The organism is Corallococcus sp. M7 (assembly GCF_054512695.1).
Genome location: NZ_CM137252.1, coordinates 3,072,855 through 3,094,245 on the forward strand (window position 1 = coordinate 3,072,855; position 21,391 = coordinate 3,094,245).

Sequence of the window (21,391 nt, forward strand, 5' to 3'; positions counted from 1 at the left end):
CCGCCTGCGGCCACTTCTACGATTCAGACGGGATTTCGCCCGTCATTTCTGAGGCTTACGGGAACGATGCGTTTCGTCTGCGACAGCTGCCGCGCGCAGTACATGATCAGCGACGACAAGGTTGGCCCCAAGGGGGTCAAACTTCGTTGCAAGAAGTGTGGTCACACCATCCTGGTGAGGCCCGCCGGTGCATCGGCGGCGAAGGAGGGCGGGGCGGAGGCCTCCGCGTCCACCGAGACCAAGAGCAGCGCGGATGCGAACGCGCCACGCATCGTGGAGTCGTCCGGCACGGGGCTGCCCGCCACGCTGGGCACGCCGCCGGAGGGTGGCCTCTTCACGGACGTGGAAGAGGATGAAATCGGCGCCGTCTTCGACCAGGTCCTGAGCACGGGGTCGCAGAAGCTCAAGGCCGCGGAGGCGGAAGCGGAGGCCAAGGCCGCGAAGGCGGAGGCCGTGCGCAAGCTCGCCGAGGCCGAAGCCGCCGAGCCGACCGCGGAGGAGAAGGCCGCCACCGCGTCGCACGAGTGGTACGTCGCCATCGACGAGAAGCAGGTGGGCCCCTGGACGGTGGAGAAGGTGAAGGACGCCTGGGACCGCGGCGAGGTGGGCCCGGACAACCTCTGCTGGCGTTCGGGCTTCAGCGACTGGATTCCCCTGTCGGAGACGGCGGAGCTGGCGTCGGTGCTGGCGCCGCGCCCGGCCAAGCCGGTCATCGTCGCGCCCGCGCCGGTGTCCACGTCGTCGCCCACGCTTCCCGCCGGTCCGGTGGAGTCCGCCTTCAGCGCGGGCGCCTCCCGTCCGGGCGCGGGTGGCAACTCGGCCGTCGCCGAGGAGCCGGTGGGCTGGAAGCCTTCGGCCGCGAGCGTGCTGGCCTCGCTGGTGAAGGAGGAGAACGACGCCCTCAGCAAGCCGCCGCCGCGTCCGGCGCCATCGCTGGATCGCGAGCCTCTGTCGCAGTCGCGCCTCCTGGACGTGCCCGTGCCGCCGCCGGAGCCGGTGTCCTCTCCGGCGATGCCCGGAGCCATGATGGCCGCCGCGCCGGGCATGGCCGCGCCCCAGCCCTACGCGCAGCCGCAGCCGCAGGGCTACGCGCCGCAGCCGCCGGTGCAGCAGCAGTACGCGCCGCAGCCGCAGGGCTATGCGCCGCAGCAGCCCCAGATGCCGTACGGGCAGCAGCCGCAGGGCTATCCGCCTCCGGGGTATCCGGCGGCCTATCCTCCGCCCGCGGCGGCACCTACGGGCGGCAAGGGCCGCACGGGGATGATGGTCGCGGTGACGGCGGGCGTGCTGGTGATGGCGGGCGCCGCGGTCGTCTTCGTCGCGCGCGGCAATTCGTCCGAGCGTCCCGCGGAGCAGCCGGTCCAGGTCGCCGCCGCGCCGACCCCCAAGGCGGAGATGCCGCCCATGCCGCCGCCTCCCGCGGCGGTGCAGACGCCTCCTCCTGCGGCGGTGCAGCCCGCGGCGACGCCGCCTGCCGGAACGCCCGCGGAAGGCACCGCGGCGGCCGCTGCCGCGGGGACGCCTGCCGCTGCTGGCACTCCGGCCGCGGGGGCAACGCCTCCTGCCGCCACGCCCGCCGTGGCCACGGCTCCGGCCGCCACGCCGACGCCTCCTCCCGCGGCGGAGGTGAAGCCTGCCTCCACCACGCAGCCCAACATGGGGACGGCGGTGGCGCGCGTGGATCCGCGCAACCATCGCAAGTCGGGGTCCAGCGGGAGCCGAGGCTCCTCACGGGATGACGACGAGGGCGATGCGATCACCGTGTCGAAGCCTTCCTCTTCTTCATCGTCTTCGTCGTCGAGCTCCGGTGGCGGGGATGACGACTTCGACGAGCTGTTCGGCACGAAGAAGACGCCGGCCGCGAAGCCCTCGAGCAAGCCGACGGCGACGGCGTACATCCCGCCTGAGCCGGGCGGCGGCACGCTGGATCGCCTGCAGCAGTCGGACATCATGCAGGTGGTGCTGAACAACAAGCCGGCCATCGTGAAGTGCGTGAACGAGCAGAAGCAGAAGGACCCTTCGCTCAGCGGCAAGCTGGTGATGCGCTGGACGGTCCAGACGAGTGGCAAGACGAGCAACGTGTCGTGCCGCACGGATGAGTTCCGCTCGAGCTACATGGCCACGTGCATCACGGGGCTCATCAAGAGCTGGTCGTTCCCGAAGCACCAGAAGCAGGGCGAGCCCATCGACTTCCCGTTCACGTTCTGAAATCCAGCAGCGACATCGCCGTCACATATGACGGCGATGTCGCTGTGACGTGCGTCAGGATTGTGCGCTTTCGTGAACAGTGAATTTCCTCGGGTGGGAGCCGTGGGAAGGTCGGTCAACACTCGTTGACACGTCTGGAGCGAGAGGACTAAAGCCCGCTCGACTTCAAACCCCGGTGTCTGGAGTCAGGTGGCCGGAGACACCGGGCGACGTACCCCATCCAGGAGGATGTTCCGAATGCAGCTGCGTAAGATGATGGTGATGCTCGCCGCTTTGAGCTCGATGGCCCTGACGGCCTGTGGCGATGACACGACGACGGTCGAGTCCTGTACGTCGGACACCGACTGCTCCTCCGGTTTCTGCAACACGGCCGGCGGCGTGTGCATGGACACCTGCGAGAGCGGCTCGGACTGCCCGGACACCGAGAAGAACTGCGCGCCGCTCGCGGGTTCGTCCAACACGCAGAAGGTCTGCCAGTGCCAGACCAACCAGCTGTGCAACACGGACGACTCCACCAGCCTGGTCTGCGGCACCGTGTCCAAGCGCTGCGAGGAGCCCGGCTCCACCCCCACGGGCTGCACCAAGGACGCTGACTGCGGCTCCGGCAACACCTGCAACACCACGACGGGCGTGTGCAGCCCTGCCGCGACGACCTGCACCGGTGAGGGCAAGGCCACCTGCGCGTACGGCTCGGCCTGCTACAGCGGCACCTGCTCGGCGCCCCCGACCCCGACCTGCGAGAACTACCAGAACTTCGGCAACAAGGCCGCGCTGGGCACCACGGGCCCGATCATCTTCAAGGTCGCGACCGGCACCGCCACCACGGACACGACGTTCTGCGGCACCACCTCGACCAAGCGCGTGAAGATCACCATCTCCGCGTACTCCGACACGGCCTGGCCCGCGACGTCCGCCGGTCTGAACGGGTTCCTCTACGTCCTCGTGAACGGCAATACCCAGGCTCCGTCGATCAGCTCCTCCACGGGCAACTACACGGTCACGGGGAACCGCGCGGACATCGTCGCCAACATCTGCGTGCTGCCGTCGTCCAACACGACCTCCCTGGGCTACTACTTCACGGGTGGCAACTTCGCCTGCCACCAGGCCAACTACTAAGGCCTGGATGACGGGTCCCTGATGTATCCAGGGGACACGATCCACTGAAGTCCTTGGAGCCCCGCCCAGGAATCACGGGGCGGGGCTCTTCGTTTCTCCCGCGGTCTGGACATCCTGGGGTTGGGTGTGGGCTTCAAAGCGCGAGGATGTCCCGTGAATTTCAGTCGGTTTTTCTCCGTCCTGTCTGGTGCGCGCTGGGGCGTTCCGGCGACTTCAAAAGGAGACTCCATGCAGTCCAAGAAGCTGATGCGGATGTTCACCCTGGGCCTGGCTCTCGCATCTCCTGTGGCTTTCGCGGGAGACACCACGACGCAGCTGGCGTGTCCGGAAGGAACCAAGCAGGCCGGCTCCAAGGCGGACGGGCTGTTCTGCCGTAAGCCCGAACTGGCCGGTGGAAACCTCGTCGCGCACGGCCCCTACCGCTCGTTCCATGCGAATGGAAAGAAGGCGGCGGTGGGCCAGTACTTGAACGGCCACAAGACGGGAACCTGGTTCTTCTACGACGAGGCTGGCAACGAGTACGACAAGATTGAGTTCCGCGAGAGCAACTACCACGGCACGCGGACGCTCTCCTTCGCGAGCGGCAAGCCCCAGTTCATCGAGCACTACCAGAACGGCCTAAAGGATGGCGTGTTTCAGGAGCTGAGCGAGGACGGCAAGGTCGTCCGTGAGAGCCGCTTCGAGAAGGGCAAGGAAGTCGCCGCCAAGTAGCCAGGCAGACGTGGTCAGGAGGGCCCCAGCCTGCTTTCCAGGCCGGGGCCCTTCGTATTGCGGGGCTTTCCCTTGGCGCTCCAGCCAGATAGGAACAACGCTGTGAAGGCCCCCTCTCTCGTTCCAGTCCTCTCCGCTGTCCCTGTCCGCACGGTGTCGGAGATGGGATTGCGTGAACTTGAGCGCATCCGGCTCATCCTGAGGGGTGGGTCGGTCATCGACTGGCGGCGCATGCACTTCCAGACGCGGGATGAGGTGGACCGGTTCCTGCGCCTCTGCCAGTTGGACGTGTCGCGGCCCTATGACGACGCCTGGGGCCGGACGGTGCTCGCGGATGCCGTGGAGTACCTGCGCAAGACCTTCGACTACCGGGTCGCGGACGCGGTGACCCAGCCGGAAGAGCTTCATGACCTCTTCCTCTTTGCTTCGGGGGCGAAAGGCCTTGCTCGCTACCGACGGATCGCCTGCATCGTCTTGAAGGTGATGCACGTCATCCAGCACATCGAAGGGCGCGACCTGCTCTTCCGGCTGGCCGCCTCCGAGGCCGAACTGGCGGAGATGGTCACGGAGAAGGTGCTGGGCGTTGCTCGTGAGATGAAGGAGATGGGCTTGCCCATCGTGGAGTTCGCCCACTCCATCAAGACGCGGGACTCCCTGGTCACCAAGCTGATCGCGAAGAAGGAGACCGTGGCGGCGCAGGTCTATGACCGCACGCGCTTTCGCGTCATCACCCGCAAGCGGGAGGACCTGCTGCCGGTCCTCTACTTCCTGACGCAGCGTCTGTTCCCCTTCAACTTCGTCGTCCCGGGGCAGACGGAGAACTCGCTGCTGCCGTTCAAGGGGCTGCTGGAGGAGAACCCTCACTTCGAGCAGTTCATCCCCCAGCTCCACCTGGACCGGGACTTCGAGGACCGCGAGGACCGGACTGGGAACGCCTTCTCTGGGGATTCCTACCGGGTCCTCAACTTCGTCGTGGACCTCCCCCTGCGGATGGACCCCTACCTGCCCCTGCCCGAAAGTGATACCCGCCCGCGAAAGGGACGGGTCACCTTCGCGCTTGTCGAGTTTCAAATGGCGGATGAGGAGACGGCCCGCCGCAATGAGCTCGGGGACAACGCTCACGAAAGCTACAAGCGCCGGCAGAAGCGGCGTGTCCTCAACCGCCTGAGCCGCGGGCTGGTAGTTCCGAAACGTCAGGGGTGAGCAGCCATCGCATGAAGGACGCCGCTCGCTGACTGGGCATTGCTGGCGAAGATAAGAATCTCTACGCCATGAGCGGCTCGGCCGTGGCCCAGCTCAAGCATTGCGGTGATGCTTACAGGGCTGTAGCGCAAACTTCATTGCCGCCGCTAAAAAAGAAACCGGCAGTATAGCTTGTCAGTGCAGACGGAATGCAGAGATTCACGTCGAAGGTGATGTGTTTACTGTCGTTTGTGGTCACGAGGTTCTGAATGGCTGATGCCTTGAATTCATTCCCTGAAGGAGGAACGAAGTAGAATCGGCCAAAAAGCTCCTCTATCGAAGTCGGAAGGTCCGCGTTCGGGGCATAGGCTTTGAACTGGAATGTCACTCGCGTTACCCACGTGTTGCCGCAGAAGGTGAAATCGGGCGCAGATCTGATCGTTCGGATCTCATAAATGACTGGCCCTGTAGACGTATTGGCATCCCATGATGTGCCGTGAATGAGGAAGTTGTCACAAGCGGAACTTGGAACCGACGAGCAGCGGCCCGTGGTGGGCTGACAATAATCGCCGTAGTTACAGCCAGCTGGTTGATAGGCACCTTTGTGGCAGAGTTCGCCAAGGGCAGATGTCTGAACGGCACTTTCCGGCTGGATTGATGCTTCGTCTGTGGGGAGGACAGAGCCGCAGGCGGAAAATGCGAGGGCCGCTGCGAGGATTTTGATCGAGAGTGCTTGGTTGCTTGTCATGGGAGATTTGAAGGGTTGAGTGGTGCGCGAGGGTTTGAGGGCGTCACTGCCATTGCCGTACTGGTGGTCTTCTGCGGCCGAGGCTAGTTGTTGAGCCGGGAGATGTAGACGTTGGTCGAGACTGCGTCCTCTTCAAGCCATGCAATCAGGGGGTGTCCATTGGCATCCATTGCAACAGAAGGTTTGAATGCGGGCGTACCTGTTGTAGTCAGTGCATTGAGCGGCTGGGGAATGAGTTGCCAGGCCCCGGAAATCCAGCGACTGACGAGGACACTTCTTTCGGCGCCCACAATGCCACTCCATGCCAAGACATAAGGGCTTCCTGTTCTCATGGAGAGGTCGGGATCCATGTTTCCGGTGGATGTTACGCTGATGGATTCGGGGGAAGTCCACTTTGTCCCTTCCCACCGCGCCCATTGAATCCGCCCATCCGATGCCGGATTCGAAGCAGACTCAGCCCACGCGACCCAGGGACGGCCATTGCTGTCGACTGCGATGGATGGGGTCCAGGATGCGTTTCCAATGACGCCTCCTCCCATCGGATTGGATTCATTCTCGGCGACACCAATGACGACCCGACCGTCATAAGCGCTCGTGTCCAGGATGCTATACGAGACGTAGATGCTGCTCGTGGAAGCAGCAGTGGAAAACGAGTAGACGCGGGGCGATTCCGGGGGACGCGGGATGACCGTGCGCGTCCACGACTGTCCCCCTGGGCTGAGTTGATAGTGGCCAATCTCCGCGATGCCTTCGTCGCCATTGAGAGCGTAGAGGTGAATCGCTCCGTTCATTTCCGCCGCGAGAGAAGGCGCCGATATTTCGAAGTCGCCAGAGTGTGGGGGAATGGATGGGAGGGATTCCCAGCCCGTTCCTGTCCACCGGCGTGCAAAGAGAGAGACGTTCTCTCTAGAGCCAGACTCCTCATGCCATGCGACTACCGGTCGGTTCGCGGAATCAATGAGGAGCGTAGGCTGCGTTGCGTCCGTCCCTGCACCCGCCAGGCCACTCAATCCGCCGCCCAGCACGGACCAGTCAGTCCCTGTCCAACGAGCCACATGGATGTTCTTGCTCGTCCCGTCTGACTCTGCCCAGACGATCACGGGCTGCGCATTGCGATCCATCTTCAGGACGACGCCTTCAGCAGAGGTCTTGCCTCCGACCGCGCTGATCGCTCCGCCCAAGGGCAGCCACGTCGGCACGGAGAAGGTCCATGCCGGGGCGTTGACCAAGCTGTTCCCCGCCAGATCCGTGAGAACACTCGTAGCGGCAGTGAGGTCGACCTGGACAGTGCTTGGTGCGGTCAGGGGGCTCAGCGGCGTTACGCTGAGCGTCTTGCCGTCCGCTGCGAGCGCCACGGACTTCGCGATGGCATCCCCGGTACCCGTCTTGAGCCCCACCGACGCCTCCGTCACCGAGAGCGAACTCATGGGCTCACTGAAGGTGACCTGGATGGCGTCGTGAACGCCCACGGTCGCCGCGTCCCTGGCCGGCAGGAAGGACGCCACCGTGGGCGCGGTCCGGTCCACGATGACCATTCGTGCCGCGCTGATGAAAGCTGCACCACCGCGGGTCGCGCGGATGGACAGTTGGTAGGTGCCCTCGGCTTCCTGGGTGGTGTCCCAGGTGAACGAATAGGGGCTCCCCGTAGGCTTCACGAGCACCGTGGTGTCCTTCAGGATCTCCACGTTGTCCGCCGCGCCTCCTTCCACCGTGAACTGCAGGAGCAGGGGGCCTCGCGTGTACGCCTTCCCGGGCGTGGGCACGACCCAGTTCACCACCAGGTCCCCGGGCTTTCCGACCGTCACCGTCAGCGTGGCCTGCTTCGTGACCGAGCCGCTCTTGCCCTGGAGCGTCAGCGTGTAGGCCCCGGGCACCGTGCCCGCTCCCACGCGGATGCTCAGGGTCGCGCGCGTTTCTCCCTGGGGGAGGGTGAACGACTGAAGCTCGATGCCCGTGGGCGGAGAGACGAGGCTCCAGGTGACGGCGCCTCCCGTGGATTCGGTCCAGGCGAGCCGGACATCGCAATCCAGGCTTCCTCCCGGGAGGACCTGCTCCTGTGCAGGAGTCGCCGTGAAGGTGAAGTCCGCGTCGGGGTCCGTTCGCGGATCCTCCTTGGGCGGGTCCTCCAGCGGGGGAACGTCGATGCATGCGGGGCTCAGGCCGATGCAGCTCAACAACACCAGGTGTTTCAGGTTGGGCATGGGGGCGTGTTCAGCAAGGTCGGGACCAGTCGGTCCCGAGGAAGAACACTGCCATGCCCATCCGGGGAACAGGACAGGCGTCCGGCCCTGGAAACACGTCTGCCCGCCGCCCCCGGGTTTCGGTGGGGACGCGCGGGCAGGGGGACTTCCGAAGGCCGCGAACTACTTCTTCTTGCGGTTCTTCTTCTTGTTCTCCTTCTCCTTCTTGCGCCGCTCCTTGATGGCGTCGCGGTCGTCCGGCTTGCTCACGGACGGGGGCGCGTAGCCCATCAGGCGGGCCTTCGCCATCGCGGCCTGGCCCATGGGCGGCGTGTAGCCGGGGGCGATCTGCGGCAGCTGCATGGGCATGCCGCCCATGCCTCCCATCCCCATCCCCGCCATCGCCTTCTCCAGCGCCTTCGGGTCCTTCCCGAGCATGCTGCCCAGGTCCATGTTCTTCATCTGGCTCAGCTGCCCCAACTGCTTGAAGCCGGGGATGCGGCCCAGCAGGCCCGGGTTCTGGCCGATGGTGCCCATCACCTGCTGCATCATCCCGAACTTCTGCAGCAGCTCGCGCACCTCCTCCGGCTTGCGGCCACTGCCCTTGGAGATGCGGTTGATGCGGCTGGCGTTGATGATGTCCGGACGCAGGCGCTCTTTCTGCGTCATCGAGTCGTACATCGCCTCGATCTTGGTGAGCTCCTTCTCGTCCGGGTTCAGGTGCTCGGTGAGGTCGCCGAAGAGGGGGAACTTCTCCAGCAGGTCCTTCAGCGGGCCCATCTTGCGGACCATGCGGATCTGCTCGACGAAGTCCTTCATCGAGAACTGGCCGGAGAGCAGCTTGCGCGCGTCGTCCTCGGCCTTCTTCTCGTCGACGACCTTCTCGAAGTCCTTCATCAGGCCGACGATGTCGCCGAAGCCCAGGATGCGGCCCGCGAGGCCTTCCGGACGGAACTCCTCCAGCTTGTCCATCGACTCGCCCATGCCGAGGAACTTGATGGGCTTGCCCGTCACCTCCTTGATGGACAGCGCCGCGCCGCCGCGCGCGTCACCGTCCAGCTTCGTCAGGATGAAGCCGTCCAGCGTCAGGCGCCGGTCGAACTCGGCCGCCGTGCGCACCGAGTCCTGGCCGATCATCGCGTCGCACACGAGCAGGATGGTGTCCGGCTGCACGTTGGACTTGATGGACTCCAGCTCCGTCATCAGCGTCTCGTCGATGGCGAGCCGGCCCGCCGTGTCGATGAGCACCACGTCGCACTTCTGCTCGCGCGCGGCCGCGTAGCCCCGCTTCGCCAGCTCGGGCGGCTGCACGCCGGGCTCGTGGTAGACGGGGACCTTCAGCCGCTCGCCCAGGACCTTGAGCTGATCCACGGCGGCCGGGCGGTAGATGTCCGCAGCGACCAGCAGGGGCTTGCGCCCCTCCGCGAGGAGCCGGCTGGCGAGCTTGCCCGTGGTCGTCGTCTTACCGGAGCCCTGGAGGCCCACCATCATGATGCCGGACAGCTGGCCCTTGGGCTTCAGGTGGAGGCTCGTGTCCACCGGGCCCATCAGGGCCTCCAGCTCGTCGTGGCAGATCTTGATGAAGTGGTCCATCGCGCTGACCTTGCGCTTCTGGCCCCCCGCGTCCGTGACGGACGTCTGCACGACTTCGCCCACGGCCTTCTCGCGGACGCGGGCGACGAACTTCTTCACCACGTCGAAGGCGACGTCGGCCTCCAGCAGGGAGACGCGGATGTCTCGCAGCGACTCGTCCACCAGCTCGGGGGTGAGTTCGCTCTTGCCGGCGAGGCGGTTCTTGGCGGCCCGGAAGCCCTTGGTGACGGTCTCAAGCATGGGGGGCGCTTTATAACAGCGTCCCGCCGGATGCGACGGTCACGGAAGCCCCGGCCGTCCAGCAGTGGAGGAATCGAGGGACTTTCCCCACCACCCGGGATGCCACCGCCCCGGGAGCCCCTCCCCGGAAGGCCCTTCCACCCCCCTCCTGGGGCCCGGTCCGCCGCCGTTCAGGCCCGGGAATCGGCTCCGGGTTCGGGCAGTCCGTCCGGCCGCCCGAGCGCCGTGGACAGCGCCGTCAGCACCACGCGCGATTTGAGGAGCATCTCCTCCAGTTCGGCCGCCGGGTCCGAGAGCGCCACGATGGCTCCGCCCGTCCCGATGCTCACCTCGCCGGGCCGGACCACCGCCGTGCGGATGACGATGTTCAGGTCCGCCGCGCCGGTGGCGGAGAGGTACCCGATGGCGCCCGAGTACACCCCCCGGGCCTCCCCCTCCAGCCGGTCGATGAGCTCCATCGTGCGCTCCTTGGGGTCCCCGTCATGGAGCCCCCCGGGAAGGCGGCGCGCACCGCGTCCACGGCGGTGAGCCCCGGGCGCAGGTGGCCCCGGATGGTGCTCACCAGTTGGTGCACCGTGGCATAGGACTCCACGTGCATGAGCCGGGGGACGTGGACCGAGCCCACCTCGCACACGCGCCCGAGGTCATTGCGCACGAGGTCCACGATCATCAGGTTCTCCGCCCGGTCCTTCTCCTGGGAGCCCAGTTGTTGGCGCAGCCGGTCGTCCTCGTCCGGGGTGGCTCCGCGGCGCAGGGTGCCCTTGATGGGCTTCGACTCAACCCAGCGCTCGGCGTCCACGCGCAGGAAGCGCTCGGGGGAGGAGCAGGCGATGCCCAGCGGGCCCATCCGGAGGTAGGCGGCGTAGGGGGCGGGGTTCAGCCGGCGCAGGCTTCGGTACAGGTCCAGGGGCTCGACGTGCGTCCGGGCGAGGAGCTTGTTCGTGAGGCAGACCTCGTAGGTCTCGCCTTCGTGGAGCTGTTCCAGGCAATGCTGAATGTCGGCCAGGTAGGTCTGGCGGTCGCGGGCGAGGTGGACAGGGAAGGGGGCTCCAGGGCCTGGATCGAGGGGTGCCAGAGGGGGCAGGGCGCGCAGGCTGGATTCCGTGGCGTCGAACCAAGCCTGGACCTGGGCCGCCTCGTGTTCGGGGGCGAGCGCGACGAGATACACCGTGCCTTCGAGGTGGTCCCAGGCCAGCAGCCGGTCCGCCAGGATGAGGCTGGCGTCTGGATCCGGTGAGGCATGCGGGGCGCTCGCGCCGCAGTCGTGCTTCAGCTCGTAGCCGAGGGAGCCCACGAAACCGCCCTGGAAGTCGAAGGGCAGCCCGGAGGGGGGCGCCCGCAGCCGCGTCAGCTCCTGCTGGAGGAACTCGAACAGCCTGGTGGCGTGCTCCTCGGTTCCCTGGCTCCGGCGCACGGTGAGCCGGCGTGGTTTCACCTGGTAGTGGATGACGGCGCTGTGCGGGCCGGTGGCGTCCCCCATGAAGGAGAATCGGGACAGGCCGGCCTCGACGCGGCTGCTGTCCAACCAGAAGGCGGGGTCCCTGGCTCCAAAGAGCGCGACGAAGGCCTGCTCCGGGTCGGCTTCGAGCCGCAGCTTCCGGTGATGGACCCGGAAGACTCCAGGCGGAGGGACGGGTGTTGTCTCCTGGGGCGCTTCAGGGCGGCGACTGGGAGCGTGGTGCTCGCGGCTCAGGCGGACGAAATTGGCGAGGAGCTGACGGCCGTGAGTGGTGGCGATGGACTCCGGATGGAACTGGACGCCCCAGCGGGGGAGCGAGGCGTGGCGCAGGGCCATGAGAACGCCGTCGGGGGCCCAGGCGGTTTCCTCCAGGTCCTCGGGCAGGGGCCGGGTGAGGCAGAGCGAGTGGTAGCGCACCACCTGGAAGTCCTGCGGAAGGCCCTGGAAGAGGTCCGTCCCCGTGTGGCGCACGGGGCTCAGCCGTCCGTGCATGACCTCCGGTGCGTGTTGAATGCGCGCTCCGTGGACGTGGCCCAGGCCCTGATGCCCCAGGCACACGCCGAGGATGGGGACGTCCACTTCAAGGAGCGCGTCGCGGCAGACGCCGAAGTCCGCTGGGTGGTCGGGACGCCCGGGACCGGGGAGATGACGATGTTGTCGAACGCGAGCTCGCGCAGCTCCCGCCACGACCGCTCGTCGTTGCGCACGACGAGGGGCTCGGTCCCTCCGACCTCCGCCAGCAGCTGGAAGAGGTTGAACGTGAACGAGTCGTGGTTGTCGATGATGAGCGTCCGCTGCCGCACGGCGCGCACCTTACCGTGGGCGGAGCGACGCGGAGGCGGTTCGAGCATGGCTGCCGGGCGGCCGTACTTGGCGACCCAACGATGAAGGGGGCGTGCGCAGGCGCCTCGCTTGAGCTGCCGGGTCTGCTATCTTTCCTTCTATCGCACGAGTGGCGGAACTGGCAGACGCAGCGGACTTAAAATCCGCTGACTCGCAAGGGTCGTCCGGGTTCGATCCCCGGCTCGTGCACTTCCTTGAAGTTGGAGTCAGGCAGCCACTTCTGCCCTGACGCTCGTGATTCCTACCATCGGAGAAAGCTTCTCCAGGAGGAGTTCCTTTCGGGCCTCCAGGAAGCGTTCGAAGTTCTCCAGCTTCCACAGGTCGGGGTCTTCAGGAATGAGGTGGAGCGCGAGATAGGCAGGGGACTTGTTCTTGAACCAGTCCTCTGGGCTCGCGTCGCTCTTTCCGCCCGCTCCATTCTCCTCGGCCGTGAGGAGCATGCAGTTGGCGAGTTGATTGCGGTCCGCTTCCCGGTACTTCACCAAGTCGAGTCGTCCCGTCCTCGGGTTCTTGCTCTTCACCTTCCGGAGGAGGCTCTGCGGGAAAATGTGGTCCACCTGCGGAAGATTGTTGTCGAAGGCGGGGGTGTAGTTGAAGCCGCGGTACCAGAGGTTGAACAGAAGGTGGATGCTGTCCGAGCCGTAACCCATCATCCAAAGACGCTCCGGGGCGATCTCGGGGCTGCGGCCCTTCTCCCGCATCACTCCGAACAGCGCATCGGTGTCGAAAGTCTTTGTTTTATCTATTTCTGAAACCAACGCGTCAATCATCTGGTCGGGCGTGCCGTTGAATGCGCCGCCCAAGAGCGAACGCAAGAGGAATGCGTCGACGTTCCTGGCACCACGGAATGCTTGCTTGTGGTGATAGCGCGCGTAGATGAGCGGAATGAGCGCCAGGTAGGAGGGGATGGCCTTGTCGCACCGGATGAAAGTCTTGCCTCGTACGAAGTCGAGGACGTCGAGCATGGCTGCGGTAATCTCGTTCCAGTTCTGCTCGATGGCCTCGCGCACGCCGGGCTTGCGGAACTTGTCGACCTCGTAGCGTGCCCCCTGACCGAGCAGGGTGAGGCAGGTCTTCAAGACGAAGTCGCGTGTGAATTTGAATCCGTAGCGGTTGAGCTGCTCGAGAGCGTCCTCCATCTGCGCATCGGCCTCGTCCCAACTGGAGGTGAGAAGGGAGAACAAGAGGTCCGACTTGCCGAGCTTCGTTCCTCCTGAGTTGGCGCGGATGAAGATCTCGACGACGTCCTCCTCCGTGTACAAGTCCGCGTTCTCGGTGCTGTCGAGTTCCTGGTAGGCGATGCCATCATCGGAGTGGAAGGTCTTGAAAACGAGCGCGATGTGCCCCGCGATGCGCTCCGCCTCGTCCTCCGTGAGGGGGCGATCCGCCTTCTTGATGATCTGCTGCGCGACGACCAACGAAGTCTTCGTGCTGTGCACGAGGTCCTTGAACTTCACCCACGGGAAGACCGCGTCCGCGGCATGGATGAACTTGAACCGGTACTTCACGTCATCGGGCGCCGAGAGTTGCCCGCTGAGGATGTCCAGATACAGCTCACGTCCTTCGTAGCTGCCGCTCAGGCCAATGAAGAGACTCTGAAGCCGCTGCTGCCCATCCAGGACGAGGCACTTCTTTCTCTCGTCCTCGGGCACGTAGAACTTGCTGAGTTCGTGGCTGAACTCCTCCCGGTAGTTGTCGATAAACTTCCGCCGCCGGATGCGGGCGCGCGTCTTCCACACCAGGAGCGTGCTGATCGGGTACTCACGCAAGATGGAGTCGAAGAGCCGGCAGATCTGATCCTCATTCCAGACAAACGGCCGCTGGATGTTGGGCAGCCAGAAGCCGCCGTCCTCGTCGGGGTTGTTGAGGAAGGCGACGATCTTCCGCAGCGAGTGCTTGGGCATCTTCATGGAACGTCACTTCCTCCTGGCGAGAGCGGCTCTCCTGCGATCCGGAGCGGCATCCTAGGATGGAGCGAAGGGCCTGCCGATCCCCCAAAGGAGGAGGGGCAGCGGACACCCACTCCACCGTTGGCCTGTTGGTCGTCCCAACATCACCCGGGCGGGTGAAACGACCCGGTTCCGGGCGAAGAGACCCTTTCCTTTCCATGGTCATTTCGACAAGGCTCTCTCTGGGCGGAGGGAACGGGTCCCATGGCACTTCCCTTGCTCATGGGCTTGGGGACTCAGCCCTGAAGGGGGAAGACAGCGATGGCATTCCTGCATTACGCGAACCTGGACCTGCACCGCCCTGAGGTGGCGTTGCGGCAGGTCTTCCATGGCCTCAAGGACATTGCGGACTACCTCAAGAGGTCCATTGATCACTTGGAGGAGAACGCCATCCTCCGTGTCTCCTGCCACGTCCTGGAGCTTGGGGAACTCAACGATCTGGAGCCTGCGGAGCGCACAGCAGGAGTCTGGGTAGAGATTGATGACCTTGATGAGGACGCCTCGCGCGGGGATCAGGCCCTCAAGGCGCTTCCTGGATGAGCACACCGAACGCGTCCACGAGCGCTTCGAAAAACCCTCACGCCAGGGAAAGGCTCGCCGGTTCGACTATTCGAAGGAGACCCAGTTGAGCGTCATCGACCGGGATCCCGTCCGGCAGCGGTTGTGTCTGGACCGCAAGCCACGAACCGCCGAACTCCTTCTCCGGCCCAATACCTATCAGCTTCAAAAGCAGCGCGAAGCCGTGCAGGCGCTCCAGAACGCTCCCCACCCGCAGCACCGCCCCCTGCTGAATCTCTTCCAGTCGCATGAGCACGTGAGGTGGCCCGAGCCCGAACGCATCCAGCTTGATGAGCACGAATGGTGCCTGCTTCGCGCTCCGGCGCCGGGGGCCGCGCTGCGCCCGGGAACCGAGGCGCAGCGGCAGTTCGTCAGCATGGCCCTGGCCTCTCGGGACTGGGGCATCCTCGAAGGGCCCCCGGGGTCCGGCAAGACGACGACCATCTGCGAACTCATCCTTCAGGAGCTTCGCCGGGGACACCGGGTGCTGATCTGCGCGTCCACGCATGTCGCCGTCGACAACGTCATCGAGAAGCTGATGGATCCGCATCAGCCGTTCCAGAACGAGGTGATTCCGGTGCGCATCGGGGACCGGAAGAACATCTCCGAGACCGTCAAACCCTGGCAGATTGACTCATTGCGGAAGACGGAACGTGAGGGGCTGTTGCGTTGGCTCAAATCGCAGCCCCTTCCGACGCGCGCGCAGCAGACGCTCTACGAGGCGCTTCAGAGACCCGGTAACGAAATCATCGACCGCATCATCCTGGACTCGGCCAACGTCGTGTGCGGGACGACGATCGGGATCCTGCAACACCCGGACATTCGCGCGGGCTCTCGCAGTGAACACCTGGGACGCACGCCCATCTTCGACGTTCTCATCCTCGACGAGGCGAGCAAGACGACCTTTCAGGAGTTTCTGGTCCCGGCCCTGCTGGCCCGGAAGTGGATCCTCGTCGGGGATCCCCGACAACTTTCTCCCTATGTCGAAGAGGAACACCTTGCGGCCAACTTGGACGCGGCGGTGCCCAAGGTGGTCGTTCGCGACGCGGCGCTCGACACTTTCGACGTGAACGCCTTCCTGCATGCCCCCCTCCTCGGCGAGCACGGAGAGCGTGGGGCTGTGGTCGTGGTCACCGAGGATCCGCTCGTCCGCGATTCCTATCGCTTCGAGGCGATGTCCCGGAAGGTCCCGCTTGTCGATCTGGACGGTGGCCAGACCGTGTCTCCCTGGGACCTGCTGACTGCAGGCGTCGTCGTGGGAAGCGAAGGGGCCATCCTTCGCCATGAGCATCAGCTCCCGCTCGACGTAGCCGTCCTGCGCGGCGGAGGACCGGCGCTCTCCGGACTCCGACGGCGGATCCAGTTCCGACACGATGGCGAGGACGCGCGAAGCTGGGGCGGAGAGATCGCCTGGCGCCTGACGCGCGCCTACGAGAAGCGACAACTGGAAGGCTCGGGGCCGGGCATCGGGAGTTCGGAGCGCCTGCCACATGGCCTGGAAGACCTCCTTCCTTCCGAGGCCGCCCTTGACCTGGCATTCACCAAGCCGCTTTCGGGGCAGAGCAGGTCGGACGAGGTCCGGGAGTCCATCCAGCGGGTTCAGCGGGTGGCCCTGCCGTCCATCCTGGAGTCGCTCTGGTCGGGCTTCGGACGTCACAAGAAACAACGGTCGGGAACCGCGCTTTCGGACGGATTGCCACCGGCCGCGCGCGACTCGCGTCACGTGCTGCTCGAATTCCAGCACCGGATGCATCCTGACATCTCCAGCTTCCCCCGGAAGCACATCTACCGCGGCCATGCCCTCGTCGACCCTCCGGACATGGCCGAGCGCCGCGCCTGGCGCGAGCCGTTATGGCCTGGGCGGATGCAGTGGATCAACGTCGCATGCCGTGTTGATGGAACCCGGAACGAGTTCGAGAGCAATGCACTCGAACGTCAGTTGAAACGATTCCTGGAATGGACTCGGGTTCACGCCCACCCCGAGAAGCGGGCATGGGAGGTGGCGGTCCTGACATTCTACCGGGCCCAGGAGCGACTCCTTCGCTCCATGCTTCGAAGGCTCACGGCGCAGCCGAAAGGCTTCCAGCACTTCTCCATCGGTGGACGTGAACAAGCGCGAGTCGTCATCAACCTGTGCACGGTCGACCGCTTTCAGGGACACGAAGCCGATCTGGTGTTGCTCTCCTTTGCTCGAACAAAGGGGATCGGGTTCCTCGACAGCCCCAACCGCTTGAACGTCGCGTTGACCCGCGCCCGCTACCAGACGCTGCTCGTTGGCAAGCAAGAGCATTTCGCCAGTCAGAAGCGTTCGGAGTTGCTACGGCAACTCGCTGCGCTCGACTCCACTCACGACATCCAGGAGTGAACCATGACTCGGGTTTTGAATCGCCTTGATGGCCAGATGGTCATCGTCCTTGAGCGCACCGTCGCGGTGCGATGCTTTCATGTCGTCGGAGAGGTGGGGTTCGCACAGCGGCGTGATGAGCTGAGGGCAGTGACCCAACTGGCGGCCTCGCGTTCCGGGCAGCTTTCGGCACGCGCACTGTGTGAACACCTGTTGGGGGGCAGACCCGATGCTGTCGGGTTGCGACTGCTTGCCGTGTGCGAGCAGATGGGGCTCATCGCATGGGACGTGAGGCCTCGTGGGGGAGAGTCCCTCGCCAGACTCACGGAGGCGGGACGCCGGGTCGCGGACGGGGGAGATGTCTTCGTCCCGGAGCGGGGCTCGTGGACCCTCTGGGTGGCGGAGGATCCGCTGATTCCCCTGGGGGTGAGCCTGCTGCGGATAGAGCCATTCCAGGAGCCAACAGCCTTCGATGAACTCGTGAGGAAGGATGCGCCGCGAGACAAGCGCGCCACAGTCCAGCTTCCCGAATGGGTCCAGAAGGTTTGCAAGACCCAGGGGCAACCCGGCTGGGGCGACGGGCGTGCCGTCGCCATGCTCGACATCGAGGCGAATGGGGAACCGGTCCTGGAGTCCAAGGCCCGGGTTGAACTGTCCCTGTGTGCTTCCCCTCACCAGGCGACTTCCCTTCGCTTGAAGGGAAACGTTGCCGGCCGGAGCACCGAGCTTGAGTTGCCTCATGCTCCAGTGCCCGGTTTCGAGGAGGTGTGGCGCTACTGCCTTGGCTCACGTGCGCATGATTGGGACGGTCAAACACTGGCGGTGCGGTTCGACCACCTGGAGGAGACGGACCTCAGCACCTTCAAGAGCCACATCGCCTTCGATGGTTGGAAACATCCCCAGCACGGAGCATTTGGCCGCGTGCAGGTGCCCCATGTGCCAATCCGGCCTGCCACGGACATCGACGCGTCACGCTGGGCGAACTGGTTGCTTGACCATCGCGTCCAGTCGTACGTGACGAAGGACGACTTCGCCCGACGGTGCGCGGAGATGCAGGAGACGTTCGCCGGCTACCGCCTCCAGCTCATGACGCAGGAACAGTTGGCGGTGAGCCTGCTTGGGTCCTCGGGGGGCCGCCCGGGCCGCAAGTACTGGCATTTGCAGGCGCCACTGGACTGGTCGCTGTGAGTCCCTCTTTCGAACCTGAGACATCCCATGTCCCCTTTTCATAAGACGATGAGTGCCGAATTCGATCACCTCGACGAACCCCTGGGCGACGGTTGGTTGCCCGAACGCACCCCGGGCGCGGCGCCGGAGCGGTGGAACCAGGGTGTCTGCCCATCGGGAAGAGGCCGGGTCGCGGCGGATTCCATCGTCAAGGCCATCCGGAACGCACGGCGCACCGTGATGGTGTCCAGCTTTCTGCTCGCGGACGTGGAGATCCAGCGGGCCCTGCTCGAGGTGGCCAGCTCCGGACGAGGCGTCCGCGTCTATGTCCTCAACGCCGCCGAGGCCCGGCTCGAAAAGGAGCCCCGGGAGGATTCCGAGTTCGACCGCAAGACATACGAGGCGCACAAGGCGCTGCTGAACAAGCTTGCGGGCTACGTGCTGTTCCGCACGGCGAAGTCCTTCCACGCCAAGGTGGTGCTCGTGGACGCGCCCACAGGCGAGGGCTACCTGCTCACGGCGAACCTCACGTCGGAAGCGCTCGAGCGCAACGAGGAGGTGGTCATCCGGCTGGAGGAGTCAGAGTGCGCCCAGGTTCGCGACTGGCTTCAATATGCCTTCTGGGAAGGGGCCGAACACGAGATGGCCACGCCCGGTGCGCTGGAGGCCGTTCGGGCGCCCGGACTGACCCGTAGGCCCGAGCCCCGTGGCGGCGTGGTCGCCACGGCTTTGGGGCATACGGGACTGCGCGAGGCACTCCTCTCTCTCGTGGATGGCGCTCGGGGCCACCTCATCGTGACGTCGTTCGGCTGGTCCCGGGAGCACCCCGTCGTGCAGCGAATCATCCAGCGGGCACAACAGGGCCTGCGTGTGACAGTGCTCGCGCGCATCCGGCCTTCCGCGATGCCGGCCCTGCTTGCCCTCCGGGAAGCAGGCGCCACGGTCCTGGGCTTCCAGTGGCTTCATGCGAAGGTGGCCTGGAGCGAGGCGGGGGAGGCCCTGGTGACTTCCGCCAACCTGGAGCCGCACGGAATGGATGATGGCTTCGAAATGGGCGTCAGATTGGTGGGGCCTCGCGCGGACGCGGTGGCCTCGTTGCTCAACGCGTGGTCGGTGTGCGCGAAGGCCCGGCTGGAGACCCATCTGCGGGTTGGCACCGTTCATGGCTCCGTGGAGCTGTGGCGTGCCGGGAAGTTCTTCGAGAAGGTCGTCGTGGAGGCCTCCCGGGAGATGGACCTGGGACGGGTCGTCGCGGAGTCGGCCAGTCAGCTGGAGGCCCCGGCTCCGAATCCGCCCGCTCCCGTTCCAGGGAAGTACTTCCACCGGAGCGTCATGCACTGGACCATCGAGGCGCCAGTGCTCGACGCGAAGGCCCGCGAGGTCCTCAGGGAGGTGGAAGTCACCGGCGAGGACAAGGCCGGGGGGAGGCCCGGCAAGAAGAAGCAGCAGGTGTCCCATGAACCGCCGCTGTTCAGGGAGACCAGCGGACGCCTCGTCGTAGCGATATCGAAAGCGGAGCAACTGGAGGCCGCGCTTGCCTATGGGCGCGAGCATGGCGCCACGGTGGTGGTGAGGAGACCATGAGTGCAGCCGCGACGACACCCACCCTTCTGACCTGGCATTCGTTCAACGGAGGCGTGGAGGTGCTCGGAAACGCGTTGACCCTGCTTCGTGATCGCAGGATTCGTGTCCGGCGCGTGCTCTACCTCGTGGAGAGGGGAACACCGCTCCAGGATGCGGCCGTGAAGGCGCAGACCGTCGATGCGGAGTCCGAGATCCTGCGAGTCGACCTCGCGGATCCGACGCGTCACGAGGCCGTCTACGCCCGGGTGCGGGATGAGGTCCTTCCTCGTGTCCGGGGCTGTGCGGCGCTTCACATCAACGTGTCGCCGGGCACACCCGCCATGCATTCCGTCTGGCTCATCCTGCATGCCGCGGGGGCCTTTCCCGCAGGGACCCAGCTCTGGTCCTCTCAGATTGACAAGCGGAAGGATTTGAAGCGCATCGAGCCGGTGGAGTTCAAGGTTCGCACCTATCTGGGGGAGATCCGCCGGGTGGAGCGCGAAGCATCCGCGGCCGCGGCTTACGATCCCGAGCCGAAGTCACGTGCCCGAACCGAGGCGCTTGAGCTACTCCGGCGCTACTCGCGCATTCCGGGCGCTCCGCTCCTCGTGATGGGAGAGCGGGGAACGGGGAAGACGAGTCTGGTGGAGACCTATCTGGCTCCGCTCAAGCAGCGCCGCCTCACTGCGCTCGCCTGTGGCACGCTCGAGGGCGCCGACGTGCGGATGGCGGAGAGCGAACTCTTCGGTCACGTGAGAGGCGCGTTCACGGGGGCAGACAAGCACAGGGACGGACTCATCAAGCAAGCGGAGGGTGGGGTGCTTTTCCTGGATGAAGTCCAGGATCTGCCCAGGGCGCTTCAGCGCAAACTGGTTCGACTGCTTCAGGACAACCGCCGTCGCTACCGTCCCGTGGGCGCGGACCAGGAGTCTGGAGCGGACGTCGATGTCGTTTGTGCGTCGAACCTTCCCCTGGAGGTGCTCTCCGAACGGCTCGATGCGGACCTCTTCGACCGGTTGGGATTGCTCACCGTCCGCATCCCGCCGTTGCGCGAGTGCCGGGAGGACCTGCCCGACGATTGGCAGCGCGTATGGTCCTCGCTGCGGCGGGATGGAACGCTGCCGGACAGCGCGCCTGTCAGTCGGCTTCTGTTCGATTCCCTGGCCACGGCGCCCCTGAATGGGAACCTCCGCGACCTCCAGAAACTGGCCTTCCTGGTGATGGCTTGGTGGCCCGACCACGGAGAGAGGGCCTTGGACCAGGTCCTGGGGGACTGGCGGAAGGCCCAGGCCGCCCCCCTGGCGGGTGGCGACAGCTTCGGCAATGGCAGTCGCAATGCGCGTCTTGTTCACTTCCGCCAGCGGCTGGCGCGGTGGGCGAAGACGACCTGGGGAACATGGGCGGAGGCGGCACGGGCCCTGGAGTGCGACGAAAAGACCTTGCGTGAGGACGCCGCTTCCGAGCTCCTGCCGGTGCCTCGCCAGCGGAAGCACCGCACCGGATGAACTCGCGGTCAACGCCCCATGCGAC

General features: G+C 65.5%; 13 protein-coding genes, 1 tRNA gene and 1 pseudogene. 10 read left to right on the top strand and 5 right to left on the bottom strand.

The genetic code is table 11. From position 1 onward, the window contains the following. The first annotated feature begins 66 nt into the window (after nt 1-66). The 4 genes from gltJ (at nt 67) to ACX114_RS12765 (ending at nt 5,238) form a co-directional block, all read left to right on the top strand. Complete coding sequence (gene gltJ / locus ACX114_RS12750) at nt 67-2,208, top strand: adventurous gliding motility protein GltJ (RefSeq protein WP_459297953.1); 2,142 nt, start codon at nt 67-69, stop codon at nt 2,206-2,208. A gap of 237 nt (nt 2,209-2,445) precedes the next feature. Continuing rightward, nucleotides 2,446-3,324, top strand: a complete 879-nt coding sequence (locus ACX114_RS12755) for a DUF1190 domain-containing protein (protein WP_459297955.1) — start codon at nt 2,446-2,448, stop codon at nt 3,322-3,324. Nucleotides 3,325-3,552: 228 nt separating this feature from the next. Then, nucleotides 3,553-4,035 carry a toxin-antitoxin system YwqK family antitoxin gene (locus ACX114_RS12760; RefSeq protein ID WP_459297957.1) on the top strand — a complete coding sequence of 161 codons (483 nt, stop codon included), beginning with the start codon at nt 3,553-3,555 and terminating at the stop codon, nt 4,033-4,035. A gap of 102 nt (nt 4,036-4,137) precedes the next feature. Continuing rightward, nucleotides 4,138-5,238, top strand: a complete 1,101-nt coding sequence (locus ACX114_RS12765) for a TIGR04552 family protein (RefSeq protein ID WP_459297959.1) — start codon at nt 4,138-4,140, stop codon at nt 5,236-5,238. A gap of 112 nt (nt 5,239-5,350) precedes the next feature. Here ACX114_RS12765 and ACX114_RS12770 read toward each other — a convergent pair whose 3' ends face one another. The 4 genes and pseudogenes from ACX114_RS12770 to pabB all read right to left on the bottom strand — a co-directional run bounded on the left by ACX114_RS12770 (nt 5,351) and on the right by pabB (nt 12,288). Then, nucleotides 5,351-5,965 carry a hypothetical protein gene (locus tag ACX114_RS12770; RefSeq protein WP_459297961.1) on the bottom strand — a complete coding sequence of 205 codons (615 nt, stop codon included), beginning with the start codon at nt 5,963-5,965 and terminating at the stop codon, nt 5,351-5,353. 83 nt (nt 5,966-6,048) lie between these two features. Continuing rightward, entirely contained in the window at nt 6,049-8,166 is a 2,118-nt protein-coding gene (locus ACX114_RS12775) for an Ig-like domain-containing protein (RefSeq protein WP_459297963.1), read from the bottom strand. Between the two features lie 162 nt (nt 8,167-8,328). Then, a complete protein-coding gene (gene ffh, locus ACX114_RS12780) occupies nt 8,329-9,978 on the bottom strand; it encodes a signal recognition particle protein (protein WP_459297965.1) in 1,650 nt (549 codons plus the stop codon). A gap of 170 nt (nt 9,979-10,148) precedes the next feature. After that, nucleotides 10,149-12,288, bottom strand: a pseudogene (pabB, locus tag ACX114_RS12785) (aminodeoxychorismate synthase component I). Between the two features lie 95 nt (nt 12,289-12,383). Here pabB and ACX114_RS12790 point away from each other — a divergent pair. Continuing rightward, a tRNA-Leu gene (locus ACX114_RS12790) sits at nt 12,384-12,469 on the top strand. Nucleotides 12,470-12,486: 17 nt separating this feature from the next. Here ACX114_RS12790 and ACX114_RS12795 read toward each other — a convergent pair. Continuing rightward, a complete protein-coding gene (locus ACX114_RS12795; RefSeq protein ID WP_459297967.1) occupies nt 12,487-14,190 on the bottom strand; it encodes a DUF262 domain-containing protein in 1,704 nt (567 codons plus the stop codon). A gap of 300 nt (nt 14,191-14,490) precedes the next feature. Here ACX114_RS12795 and ACX114_RS12800 point away from each other — a divergent pair, with 300 nt between their 5' ends. The 5 genes from ACX114_RS12800 (at nt 14,491) to ACX114_RS12820 (ending at nt 21,366) form a co-directional block, all read left to right on the top strand. Next, nucleotides 14,491-14,769: a hypothetical protein gene (locus ACX114_RS12800; protein ID WP_459297969.1), complete on the top strand. Its 279-nt coding sequence runs from the start codon at nt 14,491-14,493 to the stop codon at nt 14,767-14,769. Nucleotides 14,770-14,854: 85 nt separating this feature from the next. Further along, the gene (locus ACX114_RS12805) at nt 14,855-17,152 is read left to right on the top strand and encodes an AAA domain-containing protein (protein WP_459297971.1); all 2,298 of its coding nucleotides are present in this window, start codon (nt 14,855-14,857) and stop codon (nt 17,150-17,152) included. A 3-nt stretch (nt 17,153-17,155) separates the two neighbouring features. Beyond that, a complete protein-coding gene (locus ACX114_RS12810; RefSeq protein ID WP_459297973.1) occupies nt 17,156-18,319 on the top strand; it encodes a hypothetical protein in 1,164 nt (387 codons plus the stop codon). Nucleotides 18,320-18,367: 48 nt separating this feature from the next. Beyond that, a complete protein-coding gene (locus ACX114_RS12815; RefSeq protein ID WP_459297975.1) occupies nt 18,368-19,882 on the top strand; it encodes a phospholipase D-like domain-containing protein in 1,515 nt (504 codons plus the stop codon). After that, nucleotides 19,879-21,366 (top strand): sigma 54-interacting transcriptional regulator, encoded by a 1,488-nt coding sequence (locus ACX114_RS12820; protein WP_459297977.1) that lies wholly within the window; start codon nt 19,879-19,881, stop codon nt 21,364-21,366. Before ACX114_RS12815 ends, ACX114_RS12820 begins: the two co-directional genes overlap by 4 nt. Nucleotides 21,367-21,391: the final 25 nt, after the last annotated feature.